The sequence below is a fragment of the Pseudomonas sp. UBA4194 genome, assembly GCF_002379585.1.
GTDB lineage: Bacteria > Pseudomonadota > Gammaproteobacteria > Pseudomonadales > Pseudomonadaceae > Aquipseudomonas.
Window position 1 is genome coordinate 1 of sequence record NZ_DFUE01000032.1, and the last position, 17,360, is coordinate 17,360.

14 protein-coding genes and 1 pseudogene are annotated in these 17,360 nt (G+C 63.0%); 5 read left to right on the top strand and 10 right to left on the bottom strand.

What is annotated here, in order from left to right; translation table 11 throughout:
- A partial coding sequence (locus B3397_RS08835; protein ID WP_296249168.1) for a tyrosine-type recombinase/integrase occupies positions 1 to 360 on the top strand: 360 nt, incomplete at its 5' end.
- On the opposite strand, the pseudogene B3397_RS08840 reads toward B3397_RS08835, so the two are convergent.
- From B3397_RS08840 to B3397_RS08850, 3 genes and pseudogenes are all read right to left on the bottom strand, one after another.
- Positions 345 to 1,361, bottom strand: a pseudogene (locus B3397_RS08840) (AraC family transcriptional regulator); the annotation flags it as partial. The gene B3397_RS08835 and the pseudogene B3397_RS08840 overlap by 16 nt on opposite strands.
- 85 nt (positions 1,362 to 1,446) lie before the next feature.
- Entirely contained in the window at positions 1,447 to 2,655 is a 1,209-nt protein-coding gene (locus B3397_RS08845) for a dihydrolipoamide acetyltransferase family protein (protein ID WP_296249170.1), read from the bottom strand.
- 1 nt (position 2,656) lies between these two features.
- Entirely contained in the window at positions 2,657 to 4,720 is a 2,064-nt protein-coding gene (locus B3397_RS08850) for an alpha-ketoacid dehydrogenase subunit alpha/beta (RefSeq protein WP_296249172.1), read from the bottom strand.
- Between the two features lie 169 nt (positions 4,721 to 4,889).
- Between B3397_RS08850 and B3397_RS08855 the strand changes: the two genes are divergently transcribed.
- On the top strand, positions 4,890 to 5,378 hold the full coding sequence (locus B3397_RS08855; RefSeq protein WP_296249174.1) for an Lrp/AsnC family transcriptional regulator: 489 nt from the start codon (positions 4,890 to 4,892) through the stop codon (positions 5,376 to 5,378).
- An 11-nt stretch (positions 5,379 to 5,389) separates the two neighbouring features.
- On the opposite strand, the gene B3397_RS08860 is transcribed toward B3397_RS08855, so the two are convergent.
- The 3 genes from B3397_RS08860 to B3397_RS08870 form a co-directional block, all read right to left on the bottom strand.
- Complete coding sequence (locus B3397_RS08860; protein WP_296249175.1) at positions 5,390 to 6,577, bottom strand: acetyl-CoA C-acyltransferase; 1,188 nt, start codon at positions 6,575 to 6,577, stop codon at positions 5,390 to 5,392.
- 14 nt (positions 6,578 to 6,591) lie between these two features.
- The gene (locus tag B3397_RS08865) at positions 6,592 to 7,353 is read right to left on the bottom strand and encodes an SDR family NAD(P)-dependent oxidoreductase (protein ID WP_296249176.1); all 762 of its coding nucleotides are present in this window, start codon (positions 7,351 to 7,353) and stop codon (positions 6,592 to 6,594) included.
- A 198-nt stretch (positions 7,354 to 7,551) separates the two neighbouring features.
- Positions 7,552 to 8,586 (bottom strand): LacI family DNA-binding transcriptional regulator, encoded by a 1,035-nt coding sequence (locus B3397_RS08870; protein WP_296249179.1) that lies wholly within the window; start codon positions 8,584 to 8,586, stop codon positions 7,552 to 7,554.
- Positions 8,587 to 8,813: 227 nt separating this feature from the next.
- Between B3397_RS08870 and B3397_RS08875 the strand changes: the two genes are divergently transcribed.
- Complete coding sequence (locus B3397_RS08875; RefSeq protein ID WP_296249182.1) at positions 8,814 to 10,142, top strand: MFS transporter; 1,329 nt, start codon at positions 8,814 to 8,816, stop codon at positions 10,140 to 10,142.
- Between the two features lie 7 nt (positions 10,143 to 10,149).
- Positions 10,150 to 11,511, top strand: coding sequence for an amidase (locus tag B3397_RS08880; RefSeq protein ID WP_296249184.1), 1,362 nt, complete (start codon positions 10,150 to 10,152; stop codon positions 11,509 to 11,511).
- 94 nt (positions 11,512 to 11,605) lie between these two features.
- Here B3397_RS08880 and B3397_RS08885 read toward each other — a convergent pair whose 3' ends face one another.
- The 4 genes from B3397_RS08885 to B3397_RS08900 all read right to left on the bottom strand — a co-directional run bounded on the left by B3397_RS08885 (position 11,606) and on the right by B3397_RS08900 (position 16,592).
- Positions 11,606 to 13,837: a xanthine dehydrogenase family protein molybdopterin-binding subunit gene (locus B3397_RS08885; protein WP_296249186.1), complete on the bottom strand. Its 2,232-nt coding sequence runs from the start codon at positions 13,835 to 13,837 to the stop codon at positions 11,606 to 11,608.
- Positions 13,834 to 14,829 carry an FAD binding domain-containing protein gene (locus B3397_RS08890; RefSeq protein WP_296249188.1) on the bottom strand — a complete coding sequence of 332 codons (996 nt, stop codon included), beginning with the start codon at positions 14,827 to 14,829 and terminating at the stop codon, positions 13,834 to 13,836. Before B3397_RS08890 ends, B3397_RS08885 begins: the two co-directional genes overlap by 4 nt.
- Positions 14,829 to 15,509 carry a (2Fe-2S)-binding protein gene (locus B3397_RS08895; protein WP_296249189.1) on the bottom strand — a complete coding sequence of 227 codons (681 nt, stop codon included), beginning with the start codon at positions 15,507 to 15,509 and terminating at the stop codon, positions 14,829 to 14,831. Before B3397_RS08895 ends, B3397_RS08890 begins: the two co-directional genes overlap by 1 nt.
- 282 nt (positions 15,510 to 15,791) lie before the next feature.
- Positions 15,792 to 16,592, bottom strand: coding sequence for an exodeoxyribonuclease III (locus B3397_RS08900; RefSeq protein WP_296249190.1), 801 nt, complete (start codon positions 16,590 to 16,592; stop codon positions 15,792 to 15,794).
- Between the two features lie 264 nt (positions 16,593 to 16,856).
- On the opposite strand from B3397_RS08900, the gene B3397_RS08905 reads away from it, so the two are divergent.
- Positions 16,857 to 17,321 carry a hypothetical protein gene (locus tag B3397_RS08905; protein WP_296249192.1) on the top strand — a complete coding sequence of 155 codons (465 nt, stop codon included), beginning with the start codon at positions 16,857 to 16,859 and terminating at the stop codon, positions 17,319 to 17,321.
- Positions 17,322 to 17,360: the final 39 nt, after the last annotated feature.

Below are 17,360 nucleotides of genomic sequence, written 5' to 3' on the forward strand. Positions count from 1 at the left end.
TTCCGGCGACGGTATAAGGGCGGCAAGGTCGGGACCACAGGCTTGTCCGGCGAGCAAGTGGCGCGCATCGTCCAGCGTCGGGCCAAGCTCGCCGGGCTGGATGGAGATTGGGCCGCTCACAGCCTGCGCTCGGGGTTCGTGACCGAAGCCGGGCGCCAAGGGGTGCCACTGGGCGAGGTGATGGCCATGACCGAGCATCGCAGCGTGGCCACCGTGATGGGCTACTTTCAGGCGGGGTCGTTGCTGGGCAGCAAGGCTACGCAGTTGCTGCCTTCTTCCCGTGTGAGCGATGTGCTGGAGGATTCGGATGCGGACGAAGGCGAGTCAGAGCCGCCGTTGCCTGACATCAAACCTCGGTAGTGGCCAGGACTTGCCCCGGTCCATTTGCGAAAGGCCTTGTAGAACGAGCTGCTGTCGGCAAAGCCCAGGCGTCCGGCGATGTCTTCCAGGCTCATTGAAGCCTCGGCCAGCCACACGATCGCTTGCTCGCGGCGCACGCTGTCCTTCAAGGACTGGAAGTTGCAGCCCTCCTCCGCCAGCCGTCGACGCAGTGTCGAGGTGGACGTTGCGAAGTGCGCTGCCAGCCCTTCGATCTGGGGCCATTGCGCACCTGGCACTTCGCGCAGCAGCTGCCGGACACGGCCCCCAAGGCTTTGAGGATCGCGATAGCGGATCAGAATGTTGGTCGGTGCCTGGGCGAGAAACTGCTTGAGCTCGGCGGCGCTGCGTCGTATCGGTATATCCAGATGCTCAGCGGCCAGCACCAGCCGCGAATGGCGTTGGCCAAAGCGCAGATTGCGCGAGAACATGACCTGGTAATCGTCGATGTACTCGGGCGCGGGACCGCGCAGTTCGATGGCCAGGATCGGCACGCGTCGCCCTGCGAGCCAGCAGATCAAGCCGTGCACGATCATCCAGTAGGTGAAGCACGCAAATGCACGCCTGGGTTCCGGCGATTCATCTTGCATCACGATTTCAGCCAGCGTCTGCTGGCGGATCAACTGCGCGTGAAAATCCCCAAGCATCAGCGCGAGAAAGCGCAGCGCTATCTCCACGGCAGCGCCAACCGTGGGCTGTGTTCTGCTGATTTCGCACAGCAGTGCAAAGCTGCCGCTACGCAGTGGCCGGGCGCTCATGCCGAAGAATTCGTCGTCCAGCGCCTTGGAGAGCTCGCGCCACAACCGTCCATAAGTGCGCGCGGGCATACGTGCGTGTTCATCGCCAAGCGTGGCGAGCTCCAACCCCAGGCCGCTGAATGCTTCCCTGCCCGCCGCACCGCACTGCTCGAGCGCTTCACGGACCAGGTGCATGGAGATCGTGTCCTTGCCTGCCGCCGAAATGCCCGGCGTTCCTTTTGCCATTGCTTACCCTCGTTCACTGCAGCTTGGTCGAGCGCGCGCAATACTAACGCGTATAGCGCGTTGTCCGCCAAGTGGGCGGCTGCATTCAATGCGCTTGCAGAGGCCATCCCTCCAACACCTCGATGAATCTGCGCAGCCACGCATTGGCAACGCTGCCGTCCAGCACGCGGTGATCGATGGTCAAGGTTACATAGGCCTTGGGGCGGGCAAGGAACACATCGACGCCGTCGAGTTGTTTGACCACTACCCTGCGCTCCACTGCGCCGACGCCCAGAATGGCTGACTGCGGCTGATTGATGATGATCGGTGTGGCGAAGAGTGAGCCGGAGGTACCGTGGTTGGAGATCGTGAAGGTGCCGCCCCGTACTTGCTCGGGTGCAAGGGTGCCATTGCGTGCTGCCATCGTGAGGCGCTGTAACTGCGCCGCGATGCCGAACAGCGACAGGTCCTGCACCTGATGCAGTACGGGCACGATCAAACCAGTGTCATCCAGTGCCGTGGCGATACCGATATTGATGTCGTCGAACAACTCGAGAAAATCGTCGTGCCAGCGGCTGTTGACGCTTGGCGCTGCGGCCATCGATTCGCGACAGGCACTCACCAGATAGGCGGTGAGTGTGAGGTTGACGCCGCGATCGGCAAAGCGCTGCTTGTGCAGCTTCTGGTGGGCGATCACAGCGGTGAAGTCCGCTTCGAATACGGAGGTCACATGGGGTGCCGTAGCGACGGAAGCCTGCATGTGCTCGGCGATCTTGCGCCGCAAGGTGCTGTGGGGGATGTGTTTGCCGGGGCGATGCGTGTGGGTGCGCAGGGAGGGGGCTGGCTCGGTGACGTCTGCCTGGGCACTGTTGCAGGTAGCGCCTGCGCCCACGGAGGCAGAACCCGCCTGCCTGAGGTGCGTCATGACATCTTCGCGCGTCAGGCGCCCGCCTTTGCCTGTGCCCTCGATGGCGTCCGGGTCAAGTTGATGCTCGGCCAGAAGGCGACGCACCGCCGGTGACAGGCGGTGCTCCGGGTGAGGGTCCGGCACTGCAGTGGCGTGTTGCCGAACAGCGCCCAACACTGCACCAGGGATCGCTTCGGCGGACTCCTGAAGGAAAATATCCAGCACGCCATCGGCGGGCGCGCAGACCTCGACCACAACCTTGTCGGTCTCCAGTTCCACCACCGGCTCTTGCCGAGTCACCTTGTCGCCCTGGACCTTCAGCCAGGTCCGTACAAGCGCTTTGGTACCTTCCTGTTCCAGTGGCGCAATGATGTTTAGCGCGTCGGGTGCGAGAGTCATGTCATTCATGTCAAAACCCCAGCAGTTGGTCGATCTTGTCACGGATGCGCTCGACGGAGGGCAGTACGTGGGCCAGCAGCGCAGGATGATGCGGGCTTGGGATATCCGGCATGGTCAGGCGTGAAACCGGGGCATCCAGATCGAGGAAAACTTCATCGGCCACGACAGCAGCTATCTCGGCACCAAAACCGGCAGTGCCCAGATCCTCGTGGACGATCAGGCAACGATGAGTTCGTCGCACCGATTCCAGCACTGCTTGCCTGTCCCACGGCATCAGGGTGCGCAGGTCGAGCACGTGGACCGAGCGGCCTTGCGCCGCCTGTTCGCAGCGTTCGACCATCGCCCCCCACGTCACGATCGTCAGTTGATCACCCGCCACCACGGTACGTGCCTGGCCGAAAGGCAGCACAAAGTCGTCTCCGGGGTACGCCCGGCGTGCCGAAGCCGCGTCGAGCATCGCCCGATGCTCGAAAAAGATCACCGGATCATTACCTCTCAGCGCCGTGCGCAGCAGTCCGACGGCGTCTTGCGCATTGGACGGTACCGCCACTTGCCAGCCTGGTGAATGCACGAACTGCACCTCGTTGGTCTGGCTGTGCCAGGGGTCGCCGCACTTGAAGAAGCCCCCGGCGATGCGCACCACCATGGGCGCAGCAAAGCGGTTATTGGTTCGCCAGCGCAGGGTCCCGCAGTCGGCCAACTGCTCGGCGGCAGGGTCGGCATACTTGCGGAACTGGATTTCCGGCACCGGCATCAGTCCTGCGAGGGCCATACCCACGGCGCGGCCGATGATGCCTTCCTCGGACAGGCTGGTGTCGGCCACACGGCGCTGGCCATGTTTGTCCTGCAGGCCGAGCGTTACCGCATGCACACCGCCCTTGGGGCCGATGTCTTCGCCGAAAAGCACCACTTTGCGGTTGATACTCAGCTCCACATCGAGGGTTCTGCGAATGGCGGCAACCATATTGATGCGCTGGCCGTCCTGTTCCGGCTCCGCACCTGCATCAACGGTTTGATAGCCGTGAGGCCACTGTCCGCCGCGTTGCTGAAGCTCACCCTCGTAGAAAACATGCCGGGGCACCCGTTCGGGCGCGCTCAGCGGCCGGGCCTGCGCCTGGAGCGCAGCTTGTTCGACGTCGGCGCGGGCCTGGGCGGTCAGCCTCTGCCACTCGGCTGCGTTCATATGCGTCGGCACGAGATACGTGTGCAAAGCTTCGAGCGGGTCCCGGGCCCATTCCTGGTCGATGATTTCGGCGCTCTTGTAGGTCTGGGTGTCCTGGAAACTGTGGCCTTCCAGGCGCGGAACCTTGAGCCGCAACAGGCAGGGCCCCTGATGACTGCGCACATGATCGACGGCCTGGCTGACGAGTTCGGCGGCCTGTGCGGGGTCGCTGCCATTGCCGTCGAGAATATGCAGGTTCTGAAAGCTGGCCAGATTGGCGGCGATGTTCCCGCCCGGCGTCTGATAGCTCGACGGGACCGAGATGCCATAGCCGTTGTCTTCGATGTAGAACAGCATGGGCAGCTTCTGGGTGGTGGCCAGCGTCAGGGCCGACCAGAAGCCGTTCGTGGCCACCGAACCATCGCCGCCCAGCACTACGCTGATGGCGCTGGCATAGGCCTGGTCATTCAACTCATGACGATAGTAGTCGATCGCCTGGGCCCAGCCTGCCGTGGGCGTGTACTGGCTGCCGACACCCCCGCACATGGGCAATGCGGCTGGGCCCCCTGGGTTGGGGTAGTTGAATACCACGCCGATGTCGCGGCCATCGGAATACCCGCCCGCCCGGGCCATGGAGGACCCCAGCGCATCGACCATATCGACTCCCAGCGCCAGCAGCATGGGCCGCGAACGGTAGTAGCCGCACACTGCGTCATGCTGATCGGTGAGCAGCGAGCCGAGCAGAATCTGCGCCAGATCATGGCCGCGAGCCGAGAACTGGTAGAGCACTTTTTTCTCCGGGACCAGCACGGTCTCTTCCAGCTCGTCCAGGGCCCGGGACACCTGAAGCAGATAAGCGACCCTGGCCCAATCGAAGCGCGCCGATGGCGCAGGGCTATGCTTCAGAGCCATTGTTTTCAGCGATGATGCCGGCATATTGTTATTGTCCTCGCAGGCTGATTCGGGAAAGGCGCGAGCCACCCCCTTTCCCTGAAAGCTTAAGATCGGCCCCTGAAAAAGTGTTTTCTGAATTCAGCCGATTTCATGCTTCTACAACAATAAAAACCGCTGGAGCACCGTAATGGAGAAAGACTTTCTGCTGGACCCCTACAGTCTGCGGATCCTCACCGAGCTACAGAAAGATGGGCGGATGTCCGTTCAGGAACTGGGTGAGCACATCGGCCTGTCGACCTCGCCCACCTGGAAGCGGGTGAAGGATCTCGAGCGTGCGGGCGTGATCGCTTACTACACGGCCGTGCTGGACCGGCACAAGATCGGCCTGGCTAACTACGTCATGGCGGAAGTCAATCTGGCGCGGCATGTCGACAATGTGGTGGAGGAATTCGAGAAAGCGGTGCTCGGGTGCCCGGAGATCATCGAGTGCCACAGCACCACCGGCCAGGGTGACTACCTGCTTAAGGTGGTCACCCAGGACATCGCCACCTACGACGATTTCCTGCACAAGGTGGTGTTCAAATTGCCGGGAGTGAGGGAGATCCGCTCCAGCGTGGTGCTGCGCGAGATCAAGCGCGCCGCACCCTTGCCGCTCAGGCATCTGGGCGGCGCTTGAATGTCATGCCTTCAATACAGGCATTCAACCGCGATGGCCGTGGCTTCGCCGCCGCCGATGCAGATGGCGGCGATACCGCGTTTGGCGTTGCGCTCGCGCAGGGCTGCCAGCAGGGTGACCAGAATACGTGCGCCGGATGCGCCGATCGGATGCCCTAACGCACAGGCCCCACCCTTCACATTGACCTTCTCGACAGGCAGCGCCAACTGCTGCATGGCCACCAGGGTGACGACCGCAAAGGCTTCGTTGATCTCGAACAGGTCCACGTCGTCCAGCCGCCAGCCGGTGCGTTGCACCAACTTCTCGATGGCCCCTATGGGCGCGAGCGGGAACAGCCCCGGCGCATCGGCGAACGCGGCGTGCCCATGGATGACTGCCAGAGGCTTGAGCCCACGCGTCGTTGCTTCGCTTTGGCGCATCACCAGCAGGGCCGCCGCGCCATCGGAAATGGAGCTGGAATTGGCGGCGGTCACCGTGCCGCCCGCGCGGAACGCAGGCTTGAGCTGCGCAATCTTGTCCAGGCTGGCCTTCGGCGGCTGTTCGTCGTCACTGACCACTCGCTGTTGCCTGCCTTCGGTCACCTCCACCGGCACGATCTGCCCAGCGAAGCTGCCGTCGGCGATGGCCTGTTGCGCACGGGTGAGTGAGGCAATGGCGAAGTCGTCCTGCATCTCGCGAGTGAAACCATGGGCCTGGGCACAGTCCTCGGCATAGGTGCCCATCAGGCGCCCGGGTTCATAGGCGTCTTCCAGACCGTCAAGGAACATGTGATCCAGCACCCGGCCATGGCCCATGCGATAACCGCTGCGAGCCCGGTCGAGCAGATAGGGTGCATTGGACATGCTCTCCATGCCACCGGCGACCACCACCTGAGCGCTGCCTGCCAACAGCAGGTCGTGCGCCATGATCACGGCCTGCATGCCCGAGCCGCACATCTTGTTCAGGGTGGTGCAGGTGGTCGCCGTGCTCAATCCCGCGCCCAGTGCTGCCTGCCGCGCCGGTGCCTGGCCGAGACCTGCGGGCAGCACGCAACCGAACAGCACCTGATCGACGCTATGGGCATTGATGCCTGCACGTTCGATGGCGGCAGCAATGGCGGCTGCTCCGAGCTGCGGTGCCGTCAGACTTTTCAGATCGCCCTGAAAGCCGCCCATGGGCGTGCGCACTGCGCTGACGATGACAACAGGGTCCTGATTCATCGATGACCTCCCCTTCACCTGGCCGCCATGCGCAAGGCGCCGTCGAGACGGATCACCTCACCGTTGAGCATGCTGTTTTCAATGATCTGACGCACCAGTGCCGCGTATTCCTCGGGCTTGCCCAAGCGCGGTGGGAAGGGTACGTCGGCGCTCAGCGAAGCGCGAACCTCATCGGTCATGCCGGCCATCATCGGTGTCTCGAAGATACCCGGCGCGATGGTCATGACCCGTATGCCGTAGCGTGCCAGCTCACGCGCCGCTGGCAAGGTCATGCTGGCTACGGCGCCCTTGGAGGCGGCGTAGGCGGCCTGCCCCACTTGCCCGTCGAAAGCCGCGACCGATGCCGTATTGATGATGACCCCCCGCTCGCCCTCCTCGTTCGCTGTGCTTCTGGCGATGGCTTCGGCAGCCAGCCGCAACAGGTTGAACGTGCCGATCAGGTTGATATTGATGATGCGACTGAAGCTTTCCAGAGAATGGGCGCCCTGCTTGCCCAGGATCTTTTCGCCGCTGACCACGCCAGCGCAATTGACCAGCCCGTGCAGTTCGCCAAAGGCCTGGATGGTATTGTCCACCGCCGCCTGTGCAGCGTCGGCCTGGGTGACGTCGGCGACCGTGTAGGCAGCGTCGAGCTCACGTGCCTGGGCTTGCACCGCTTCGGCGTTGAGGTCTACCAACATCACTCTGGCGCCGGCCTGAACCAGCATTCGCGCGGTCGCAGCACCCAGCCCGGAGGCCGCGCCGCTGACCAAAAAGGCCATTTTGTCTATTCGCATGGCGTCGAACCTGCTTTGTTGTTATTGGAGTCGTGCAGCGACTATGCCCCGTGAACTCGGCAGAGGGCAATGGCCCGAGTGATCGACGGCCGTGAGCGTTTTGGACAGTGGCAGGGGCCCACGTGCCGGTCTGTGAAGCACCCGTAGGCGCGGTGTAGAGGCACGAGCAGGTCGACACTCCCCCTGCCCATCTTCTCGCTACCGCGGCTCGAACAACACCGAACTTTCCCGCACCAACAGCTGGGGTTCAATGAGCACCGACTCCACCTCCTCCCCGTTGATACGCGCCAGCAGCGCCGCAAACGCCATCTCGCCCATTTCATGCAGCGGCAACCTGACGCTACTCAGCGGAATCGGCAACTCTGCCGCGAGCGGGGTATCGTTGAAACCCACTACTGCGATGTCCTTGCCCGATTGGGCACCTGCCTGGCGAATCGCGCCCATCAAACCGATGGCCAGAAAGTCGTTCACCGCAAAGATACCTTCGACGCTGCGGTCCTGCTCCAGCAGACGCTGCCCCTGCGCATGTCCCTCGCGAGAATCGAAATGCCCATGCAGGATGTGGCTGGCGGGGATATCGATGCCCTGCTCCTGAAAGAACGCGACAAAACCCCGCGCTCGATCCGCGCCCGTGGAGGCAAAGGTCTCGCCTGCGAGGACGGCCACATTGCGGCATCCCAACCGGTACAGGTGTTCGGCTGCCAGCCTGCCACCCAGATAATCGTCGCAGGTCACGCTCAGGTGCCCGGGTTGACGGCGGCTGATCAGCACATAGGGCACCTTGCGTGCCGATAGCAGTTGCAGCAGTTGTTCGCGACCGCCCAGATGCGAGTCGGCGACGATCAGCCCCGCCGCCTGGCGGCGCAATGCACGTTCACCCAGCGCCAGCTGGCGATCAGTGTCATCCAGGGTGTTGGAGACGAAACTCATATACCCCGCTGAATCCGCCGCTGCGTCGATACCTTCGTACAACGTAGCCATGACCAGATCGGAAATGCGCGGCATCAATACCCCGATTTCCTGGCTGCGCTGGGTGCGCAGGGCCGTGGCCTGGAGATTGGGCCGGTAGTTACGCTCCGCAGCCAGCTGGCGGATACGAGCGACAACATCGGGCGAAGCAGCCTTCATTACCGCAGTGGCGTCGCCATTGAGCACCCTGGACAAGGTCGACACATGGATGCCCAGCTCGGCAGCCATCGATTTCAAAGTGGGCGGTTTTGACTGCTCGCGCATGGGTAGAGATGCCAGACATAGGGGTGGGTTTTATTTACACATTCGCCCGTCGTACTGCAACCCATAGCGCTACCCAAACGTTTGACTCGAATAGGCTGCGCTGCTAGATTCCACCCAACCCAAACGATTGGGTAGCAGCTTGATACCAAGCTCGCATAAGAAGAAACATGCTGTTCCAGCCCGCCGCTGGCCTTTGACATCTGCCGTTACCTCATCCAGGAACGCCTATGAACAGTCATCCCCCCAGCTACCGCTATCGCATCTTCTTCCTGATCATGCTCATGGCACTGCTCAACTACATCGATCGCGGGGCCATTTCCTACGCTGCGGCAAGCATTCTTCCCGAATACGGGTTCAACAAGGCGGATTGGGGGTCCCTGCTGGGCTATTTCGGCTACGGCTATATCCTCGGCGCGCTGTGTGGCGGCATTCTGGCCGATCGATTCGGACCCAAGCGGGTATGGCTGGTAGCGGGCGCGGCCTGGTCGATTTTCGAGATCGGCACCGCGTTTGCCGGTGACCTTGGTCTGGCGTTCATGGGCGGATCGGCGTTGGCAGGTTTCGCCAGCATTCGTATCCTCTTCGGTTTCTCCGAAGGCCCTGCCTATTCGGTCATCAACAAAAGTGTGGGCAACTGGGCGACGCCCAAGGAGCGCGGTTTCGTCGTTTCCGTGGGCTTGCTGAGTACGCCTTTGGGCGCATTGCTCACCGCACCCATCGCGGTAGGTCTGCAAACCCTGACGGGCGACTGGCGCAGCATGTTCGTGATCCTTGGCCTGACCAGCCTGGCGCTGTTGGTATTCTTCATGCGTCGCTTCACTGACCACCCCGACGACAACCCTCGTGTCAGCCAGGCCGAACGCGAATTCTTGCGTCACGAGCGCGGTCCGCAAGCCTCGGCGGATACCGGGGCGCCGAAGCTGCCCTGGTGGAGCTTTTTCCAGAACCGCAACCTGATCCTCAACGCCGTGGGCTATTTCTCCTTCGTCTACGTCACGTTCCTGCTGCTGAGCTGGACCCCCAAATACCTGCAGGACGAATTTCACTACAACCTGTCCTCGCTCTGGTACATGGGCATGATCCCGTGGGTCGGCGCCTGCTTCACCGTGCTGCTGGGCGGCAAACTGTCCGATTGGCTGCTACGCCGCACCGGTAGCCTGGTGATCGCGCGCAGCTGCCTTGCTGCCGGCTGCCTGCTGCTGACCACCCTGTGCTTCGTCCTGGTGTCCCAGGCCCACAGCGTGTTTGGCGTGATTGCCCTGATGACGCTGGCCAATGCCTTCAACGCCCTGCCCAACTCGGTGTACTGGGCCGTGGTGATCGACAGCTCGCCCACCAACCGCATCGGCACCTACAGCGGGCTGACGCATTTCATTGCCAACACCGCTTCATTCATAGCGCCGATGTTGACGGGCTACCTCACCGCCTCCTACGGTTACTCGGCGATGTTCAGCGCGGCGGCGGTGGCCACCGGCGTCGGCATGGCCGCCATGTTGCTGGTACGTCCAGGCGTGCGCCCACTCAATTGCGCGCCTGCTCGCGTCGTTACGGAGTAACCAGACCATGCCTTGCGTACTCCCCACCTCCCCTGGCTACTTCTTCGACACCTCGGTGACCGAGCTTGGGCGCCGCTTGCGCAGCGGTCAGCTGAGCTGCGTACAGTTGGCCGAAGCCGCGCTCGCGAGCATTTCTCGGCTGAATCCGCAGCTCAACGCCTTCGTGCATGTCAATACCGCGGGGGCGCTGGCCCAGGCGGCGCTGGCGGACGCGGCGCTGGCTGCCGGCCAGGATGCAGGGCCCTTGCACGGTATTCCGGTGGCCATAAAGGACAACATCGACACCTTCGATATGCCGACCACCTACGGCTCGGCGCACTTTGCCGAACACCAGCCGCGCCAGGATGCGATCTGCGTCGCACGGTTGCGTGAGGCCGGTGCCGTGATTCTGGGCAAGACCTTGACCCACGAATTCGCGTATGGCCCCACCGGCGACCGCTCGCTGCAGGGGGCCTCGCGCAATCCCTGGGATACCCGCCGTATGACCGGCGGTTCGAGTGCCGGTAGCGCCGCGGCCGTTGCGGCCGGATTGGTGCCGCTGGCCTTGGGTACCGACACCGGGGGCTCGATCCGAATCCCCAGCGGACTGTGCCGGGCGGTGGGGTTCAAGCCGGGGATCGCGGCTGTGCCCATGACCGGTATTTTTCCGTTGTGCAAGACGCTCGATCACGTCGGGCCGATTGCCAATAGCGTCGAGGATGCGGCGTTGGTGTATGGGGTGATCAGCCGGTCTTCGGCGCCCGCCTCTGCTGCGGATCGAGCGCCTCGTGTTGGCTGGGTCGATCCACGGGCATTGGGGCCGGTTGACGAGCAGGTGCTGATGGCGGTGAAGAGCCGCGCGATGCAGCTGTTTGGCGGCTCATTGGAGGTGGTGGACGGTTTCGATGAGCTGGTGCCCACGGTCAAGAGCGCGATGGCCGCGATTCAGAGGTCTGAGGCCTACGCCGTGCACGCCCGTCGGGTGGATCAACAGCCGCAACTGTTCGACGCGGAGGTGCTGGAGCGCCTGCATATGTCCGCGCAGGTCCGAGGGTGGGAATACGTTGCGGCGATGGAGGCCCGGCAAGTGTTGAGAGCGAAGATGGCGGAGTACTTCCAGCATTACGATGTATTGCTGATGCCGACGTTACCCACCACCGCGCCGGCCGTTGACCTGCGGGAGCTGGTGATCGATGGGGAAAAGGTCAGCGTCCGCGATGCGGTGTTGAGTTTGACCAGCGTCTGGAATCTGACCGGGTTGCCGGCAATCAGTGTGCCGGCGGGCATGGTCGACGGATTGCCGGTGGGGTTGCAGGCGGTAGCAGCGCAGCACGGTGAATGGCCGTTGTTGCAGTGGTTGCAACAACGGCATTCCGCCCTGGGGAAGTAGCGCCGCGACTGGCGCATTCGCGGTCTACACAGGTACGCGCACCTCCGAAGGGGCGGCGTACAGCCGCGAAGTCGCCAGCTCGATCACTACCCCCTCACGTGGTTACCGTCGGCACCTCGTCCATCAACTTCTCCAGGCTGATCGGCAGATCACGCACCCGCTTGCCCGTGGCGTGATACACCGCATTGGCCACGGCCGCTGCCAACCCGGTCACGCCGATCTCGCCTATTCCTCGCGCGCCGTATTCGTTGAGGTTGTAATCCGGGTAATCGAGCAGGATCACATCGATCTCCGGCTGGTCGGCATGCACCGGCACCATGTACTCGGCGTAGTTGTTGTTGACCGGCATGCCGTTGCGCTCATCGAAGTCGCTTGACTCGAACAGTGCCATGCCGATGGCCATGACAATCGCCCCTTCGACCTGGTTGCGCGCGGTGCTGGCATTGACGATCTTGCCAACGTCGATGGCGCTCACCACCCGTGCGACCCTCAGCCGCGAAATGCCCGGGTCCCAGCGAACCTCGACGAAATGCGCACCGAACGAAGAAAACGCGTGCTTGGCCGTGTCGGCCATGCCGGTCTTGGCTTCTCCCTCTGCGCTGGCCACCCGCAGCTTGGTCAGCACCTCGGCGAAGCTCACACTGTTGCCACCGCCGTCCAGCCGGCCATTGGCGACCTTGATTGCCTCCGGCTTGTTGTCGGCCAACCCGCCTTCAGCAGATGCAGCGAACCCCTTGAGCTGTTCCAGTGCCGCCCGCGTGGCCTCGGCCACGGCCGGCAGTACGCTGGCAGTCACCCATGAGCCGCCGGATACCGGCGCGGGTGGATAGGAAGAATTACCCAGGTGCACCGCGATCCGTTCCAGCGGCAGCCCGGTGATATCGCTCACGCACTGCGCAATCACCGTATAGGTGCCGGTGCCGATGTCCTGGACACCGCAGAACACCTCGGCGGTACCGTCGGATTTCAACCGCACGCGGGCCTGTGCCGGGGTGCGGAAGGCATCCCAGTTACATTGCGCCATGCCGTAGCCGATGATCTCGTGACCGTCGCGCATGCTGCCGATGTCTGGTGTCCGGGACGCCCAGCCAAATCGGTCGGCGCCCTGCTGCAGCGCTTCGCGCAGATGGTTGCTCGACCACGGCAGCTTCTCCTGCTCGTTGTCAGCGGCGAAGTTCAGCTGACGGAACGCCAGCGGATCCATCTGGCATTTATCCGCCAATTCATCGATGGCCGACTCCAGAGCAAACAGCCCAGGGGCAGCACCCGGTGCACGCATGGAGGTCGGCGCGCCGCGATTGACCTGAATCACGCCATGGGTAATTTCTACGTTGGCGCAGGAATACAGGCTGGCACTCATGCCCCCGCAGTTCTCCACGTATTTGTCACCAAAACCGGTGGCATTGATGGACTCGTGGCGCAGGGATACCAGCTTGCCCTTCTCGTCAGCCGCCAGCCGCAGGTGCTGACGCGTCTCGGGACGGTGCCCGACCGTGGTGAACATCTGCGCCCGCGGCACGATCAACTGCACGGGACGGCCAACCACCTTGGCCGCCGCAGCCGCCGCGATGGAATGGGGCCAGGCCCACAGTTTGCTGCCGAAGCCGGAGCCGATGAAGGGCGCGCGTACCTCGACACCTTCTGGCGGCAACCCGAACACCTGCGCCAGGGTGTTGCGGTGGACCACCACCGATTGGGTCGACTCGTAGACGATCAGCCGACCGCCTTCCCAGAGTGCCACCGTAGCGTGCATTTCCATGGGGTTATGGGTTTCGGCCGGTGTGCTGTAGGTGGCGTCCAGTGTCCGTGCAGCGGCGTCGAATGCCGCCGCGGGCTCACCCCTTTTGTGCCCTTGACCACCGTCGGCAGGCTGCTGTTTTTCCAACCCCTGGGCAAGGTTGGCAATGGCGCTCGAAGACCTGTAGCTGGGCTTGACCTTGTAGGCCGCCTCCCGGGCATGCTCGAAAGAATCGGCAATCACCAATGCCACGAACTGTCCGGCATAGCGGATCACTTCATCTTCGAACGGCAGGCGCTTTTCATCGGTGCGAGTCGCCGTCAATACGCCGGCAAGGCTGAAGGGAATCGGCGCGGTGTGGAACGCCTGAGGGAAATTACCGTGGTGCAGAATCTCGACCACCCCCGGTGAGCGCCGGGCGGCTTCCAGGTCGAGCTTGCTGATCGAGCCGCTGGCCACGGTACTGAACACGCCGTAGGCGAACAGCAGGCCATCGGGATGGTGGTCGGCCGCATACTGAGCGCGGCCAGTGACTTTCAAGCGGCCGTCGATGCGGCGCGGGGAAGCCCCCATGATGGGCGAGTTCATGCCACACCTCCGCGGGTCAGGGTGGAGAGATTGCGCACGATAGCCTGCTGTCCCAGTGGGATCTTGTAGGCGTTGTGTGCGTAGGGCACCGCGCCCTGCAGGGCCAGTGCGGCGATCTTGGCGAAGTTTTCGGGCGTGGCGGCGGCGCCTTTCAGCGCCCGCTCGGCGTCGACAGCGCGCCAGGGCTTGGTGCCGACACCGCCCATGGCGATGCGGGCATCACGAATGATCTTGCCGTCCAGCACCAGGATGATCGCACTGGAGGCCAGGGCGAACTGATAGGACGCCCGGTCGCGCAGTTTCAGGTAGGCCGATTTCGCCCCCACCAGGGGTTTGTCCAGGGTGATATGGGTGATCAGTTCATCGGGCTGCAAGGCATGTTCTTTCCAGGGTGTGCTGCCGGGCAGCAGGTGGAAATCCTGAAAGTCGATATCGCGTTTGCCGTTGGGGCCCTGCACCTGGACCGTGGCGCCGATGGCAGCCATGGCCACACACATGTCCGAGGGGTGGGTGGCGATGCATTGGTCGCTGGTGCCCAGCACCGCATGCACGCTGCGGTTGTGCCCGCCAATGGCGGCGCAACCCGAACCCGGTTCACGTTTGTTGCAGGCTGAAAGGCCGTCGCGAAAGTAGTTGCAGCGCACGCGCTGCATGACGTTGCCGGCGGTGGTGGCCTTGTTGCGCAATTGGGTGGTGGCACCGCTGAGCAAGGCCTCCGACAGCACCGCGTAATCGCTTTTGATACGCGGGTGATGGGCCAGTTGGGTATTGGTGACCATTGCGCCGATGCGCGTGCGGCCATCACCCAATACCTCGACCTGGTTCAGTCCCAGGGTGTGCACGTCGACTACCCGATCGGGCTGCATGATATCGATCTTGACCAGATCGAGCAGGGTCGTGCCGCCGGCCAGGTATGCAGTCGCCTCGTCTCGGGCATGGATCGAAATGGCCTGCTCGGCACTGCTGGCGCGAGAATATTCCAGGGCTCTCATCAGCTGGCTCCTTGTACTTTGCTGCGCGCATCCTGCACCGCGGCAAGGATGTTCTTGTAGGCACCGCAGCGGCAGATGTTGCCGCTCATGGCCTCGCGCACGCTGGCGTCGTCTTTACCGATGTTCGGGTCCTTGATGATGGCGGCGGCCGTCATCATCTGCCCCGAGGTGCAGTAGCCGCACTGAAAGGCGTCATGGGCCCAGAAGGCTTCCTGAATCGGGTGCAGCTGGCCGTTGCGCTCAAGGCCTTCGATGGTAGTAATGCGATCGCCCTGGTGCATCGCAGCCAGGGACAGACAACTGTTCACCGGCTCATCGTTGATGTGCAGGGTGCAGGCGCCGCACTGGCCGTGATCGCAGCCTTTCTTGGTACCGGTCAGCTTCAGACGATCGCGCAGTACATCCAGCAGCACGGCGTTACCCGGTACGTTCAAGGTATGGGCTTGGCCATTGACGTTGAGGGTGATGCGCTGCTCGCCCTTGGCCAGGGGTTTCTGGCTGTCGTCCAACGGCGCTTCGAGCTGGGCCGCCTGGCTCCAGACCGGCGCGGTGGCGGCAGCGATGCCGGAAATGCCGACGGTACGCAGGAAACTGCGCCGTGACGGTGCAGCCAGCTCTTCGAACAGGGGTTCATGGGTATCGGGGTGCCGGTTGCCGGGCGGCTGGGTCGGATCGGTCATGGCTGCGGTCCTCACAGGGTGAAAGCGCTGATTCACGGTAATGGTGCTTTAGGTCGGGTCCGCCCGGCATGGTGCCCCGGGGTGCGCCCTTGTTATGAACTCTAGGTATAGCAGCCGAGCATTACGGCGGCGTGAGCTGCCGGTGCTCCGACGATGGAGCGTTGTGCGCGGTCATCAGAGTGACGCTGTTCGAGTATGAAAGATTCACCTTTTTGAATAATTGCCTGATCGGCGCCCAGCCTTGCCTGATCCTGCTCGAGACTGAGCGAACCCTGCAGGGGCTTAGTGCTTGGCGCGTTGCTTACGCCCCGCCAGCTGAATCCAGGTCGGCGCATGATCGCTGGCGTGCGGTTCATTACGTACCCACGCGTGTACGCCCGCCTCTTGCAGGTACGGTGCCAAGGCAGGGTTGAGCAGCAGATGGTCGATGCGCAGGCCGGAGTTCTTTTGCCAATGCTGACGGAAGTAGTCCCAGAACGTGTAGACCTGCTCGTCCGGGTAGAGGTGCCGGATCGAATCGGTCCAGCCCTGTTCCAGCAGCTGCTGGTAGCGCTCGCGACTTTCGGGTTGCAGCAGGGCGTCCTTGAGCCAGGAGCGCGGGTTGTAGATGTCGAAGTCGGTAGGGACTACGTTGAAGTCCCCGGCCAGTACCACCGGGTGCTCACTGGCTTGCAGTGACTGGGCGTGCTCGATGAGCCGGTCGAACCACTTCAGCTTGTACTCGAATTTCGGACCGGGCTGAGGGTTGCCATTGGGCAGGTACAGGCACCCGACGATGATGCCGTGCACGGCCGCTTCCAGGTAGCGGGACTGGTCATCCTCGAAATCGGGCAGGCCCTGGTGGATGAGCAACGGCTCGGCATCACGGGCCAGGACGGCCACACCGTTCCACGACAACTGGCCATGGTGCAGCGAGCCGTAACCGGCGGCTTCCAGCTCTGCGGCGGGAAACGCCTTGTCCGGCGCCTTGAGCTCTTGCAGGCAGACCACGTCCGGCGCCTCGCGCTCCAGCCACTGCAGCAGATTGGGCAGCCGGGCCTTGATACCGTTGACGTTGTAGGTGGCTATTTTCAGCGCTTTCATCGTGGCTCCCCAATAACGATAGAACGATGGCTTGCATCAGTGACCTGGCCGAGGCCGGCAAGATCGGTCTGGCCGATGACCGGTTCCAGGCGAAAGTGTCAGCGACTCGACAAAACGGCAAGCTGAAAGAGGCGGGCTTGAGCTTCCTCCGTATACTCGACTGCGCCCGCCTACGCCCATGCCGATTGCCGAATCGGGCAGCCATACGTTGCATGACCCCAGTAACGATCAACAATCGTCCACCTCTGTCAGGGAAATGAACCGATGTCTACTATCGCGCCGTCCAGTGCCGTAGCCCCTACCCCAGCGAGCTCTTCGAAATCGTCGTTCGACGCCAAGCTCGACATCGCCAAGTCGAGCAAGATTCTGGTGGATTACCTCAACGACAAGGGCCAATCCGCCATCAACGCCCAGCAGCTGTCCGACCTGGCCCAGGCACCCGCCGGAGCGGTGCCGGCCGATGTGGCGGCAGCCGCGTCGTACATGACTCGACACACCGAAGTGTTCGAGGCGATCGAGACGCATGATGTGCCGTTGTCGGATGGGCTGTCCGGGGTATGGAATCTGGAGTGGGCAGCTGCCGGCGGTTTGGATGGGACGTCCATAGATGCCATTGCCAAGATGACCGATGCATTTGATGGGGCGATTGCGAAGTCGGCTGAGATTACCGATCTGACCACAGGCGCGAAGACAGAGCTGGATGCGGCGAAGCAGCGGCCGAATGCTTGATTGAGTGGGGGGCGGGTTAGAGGGGTGGTGAATGGTCCC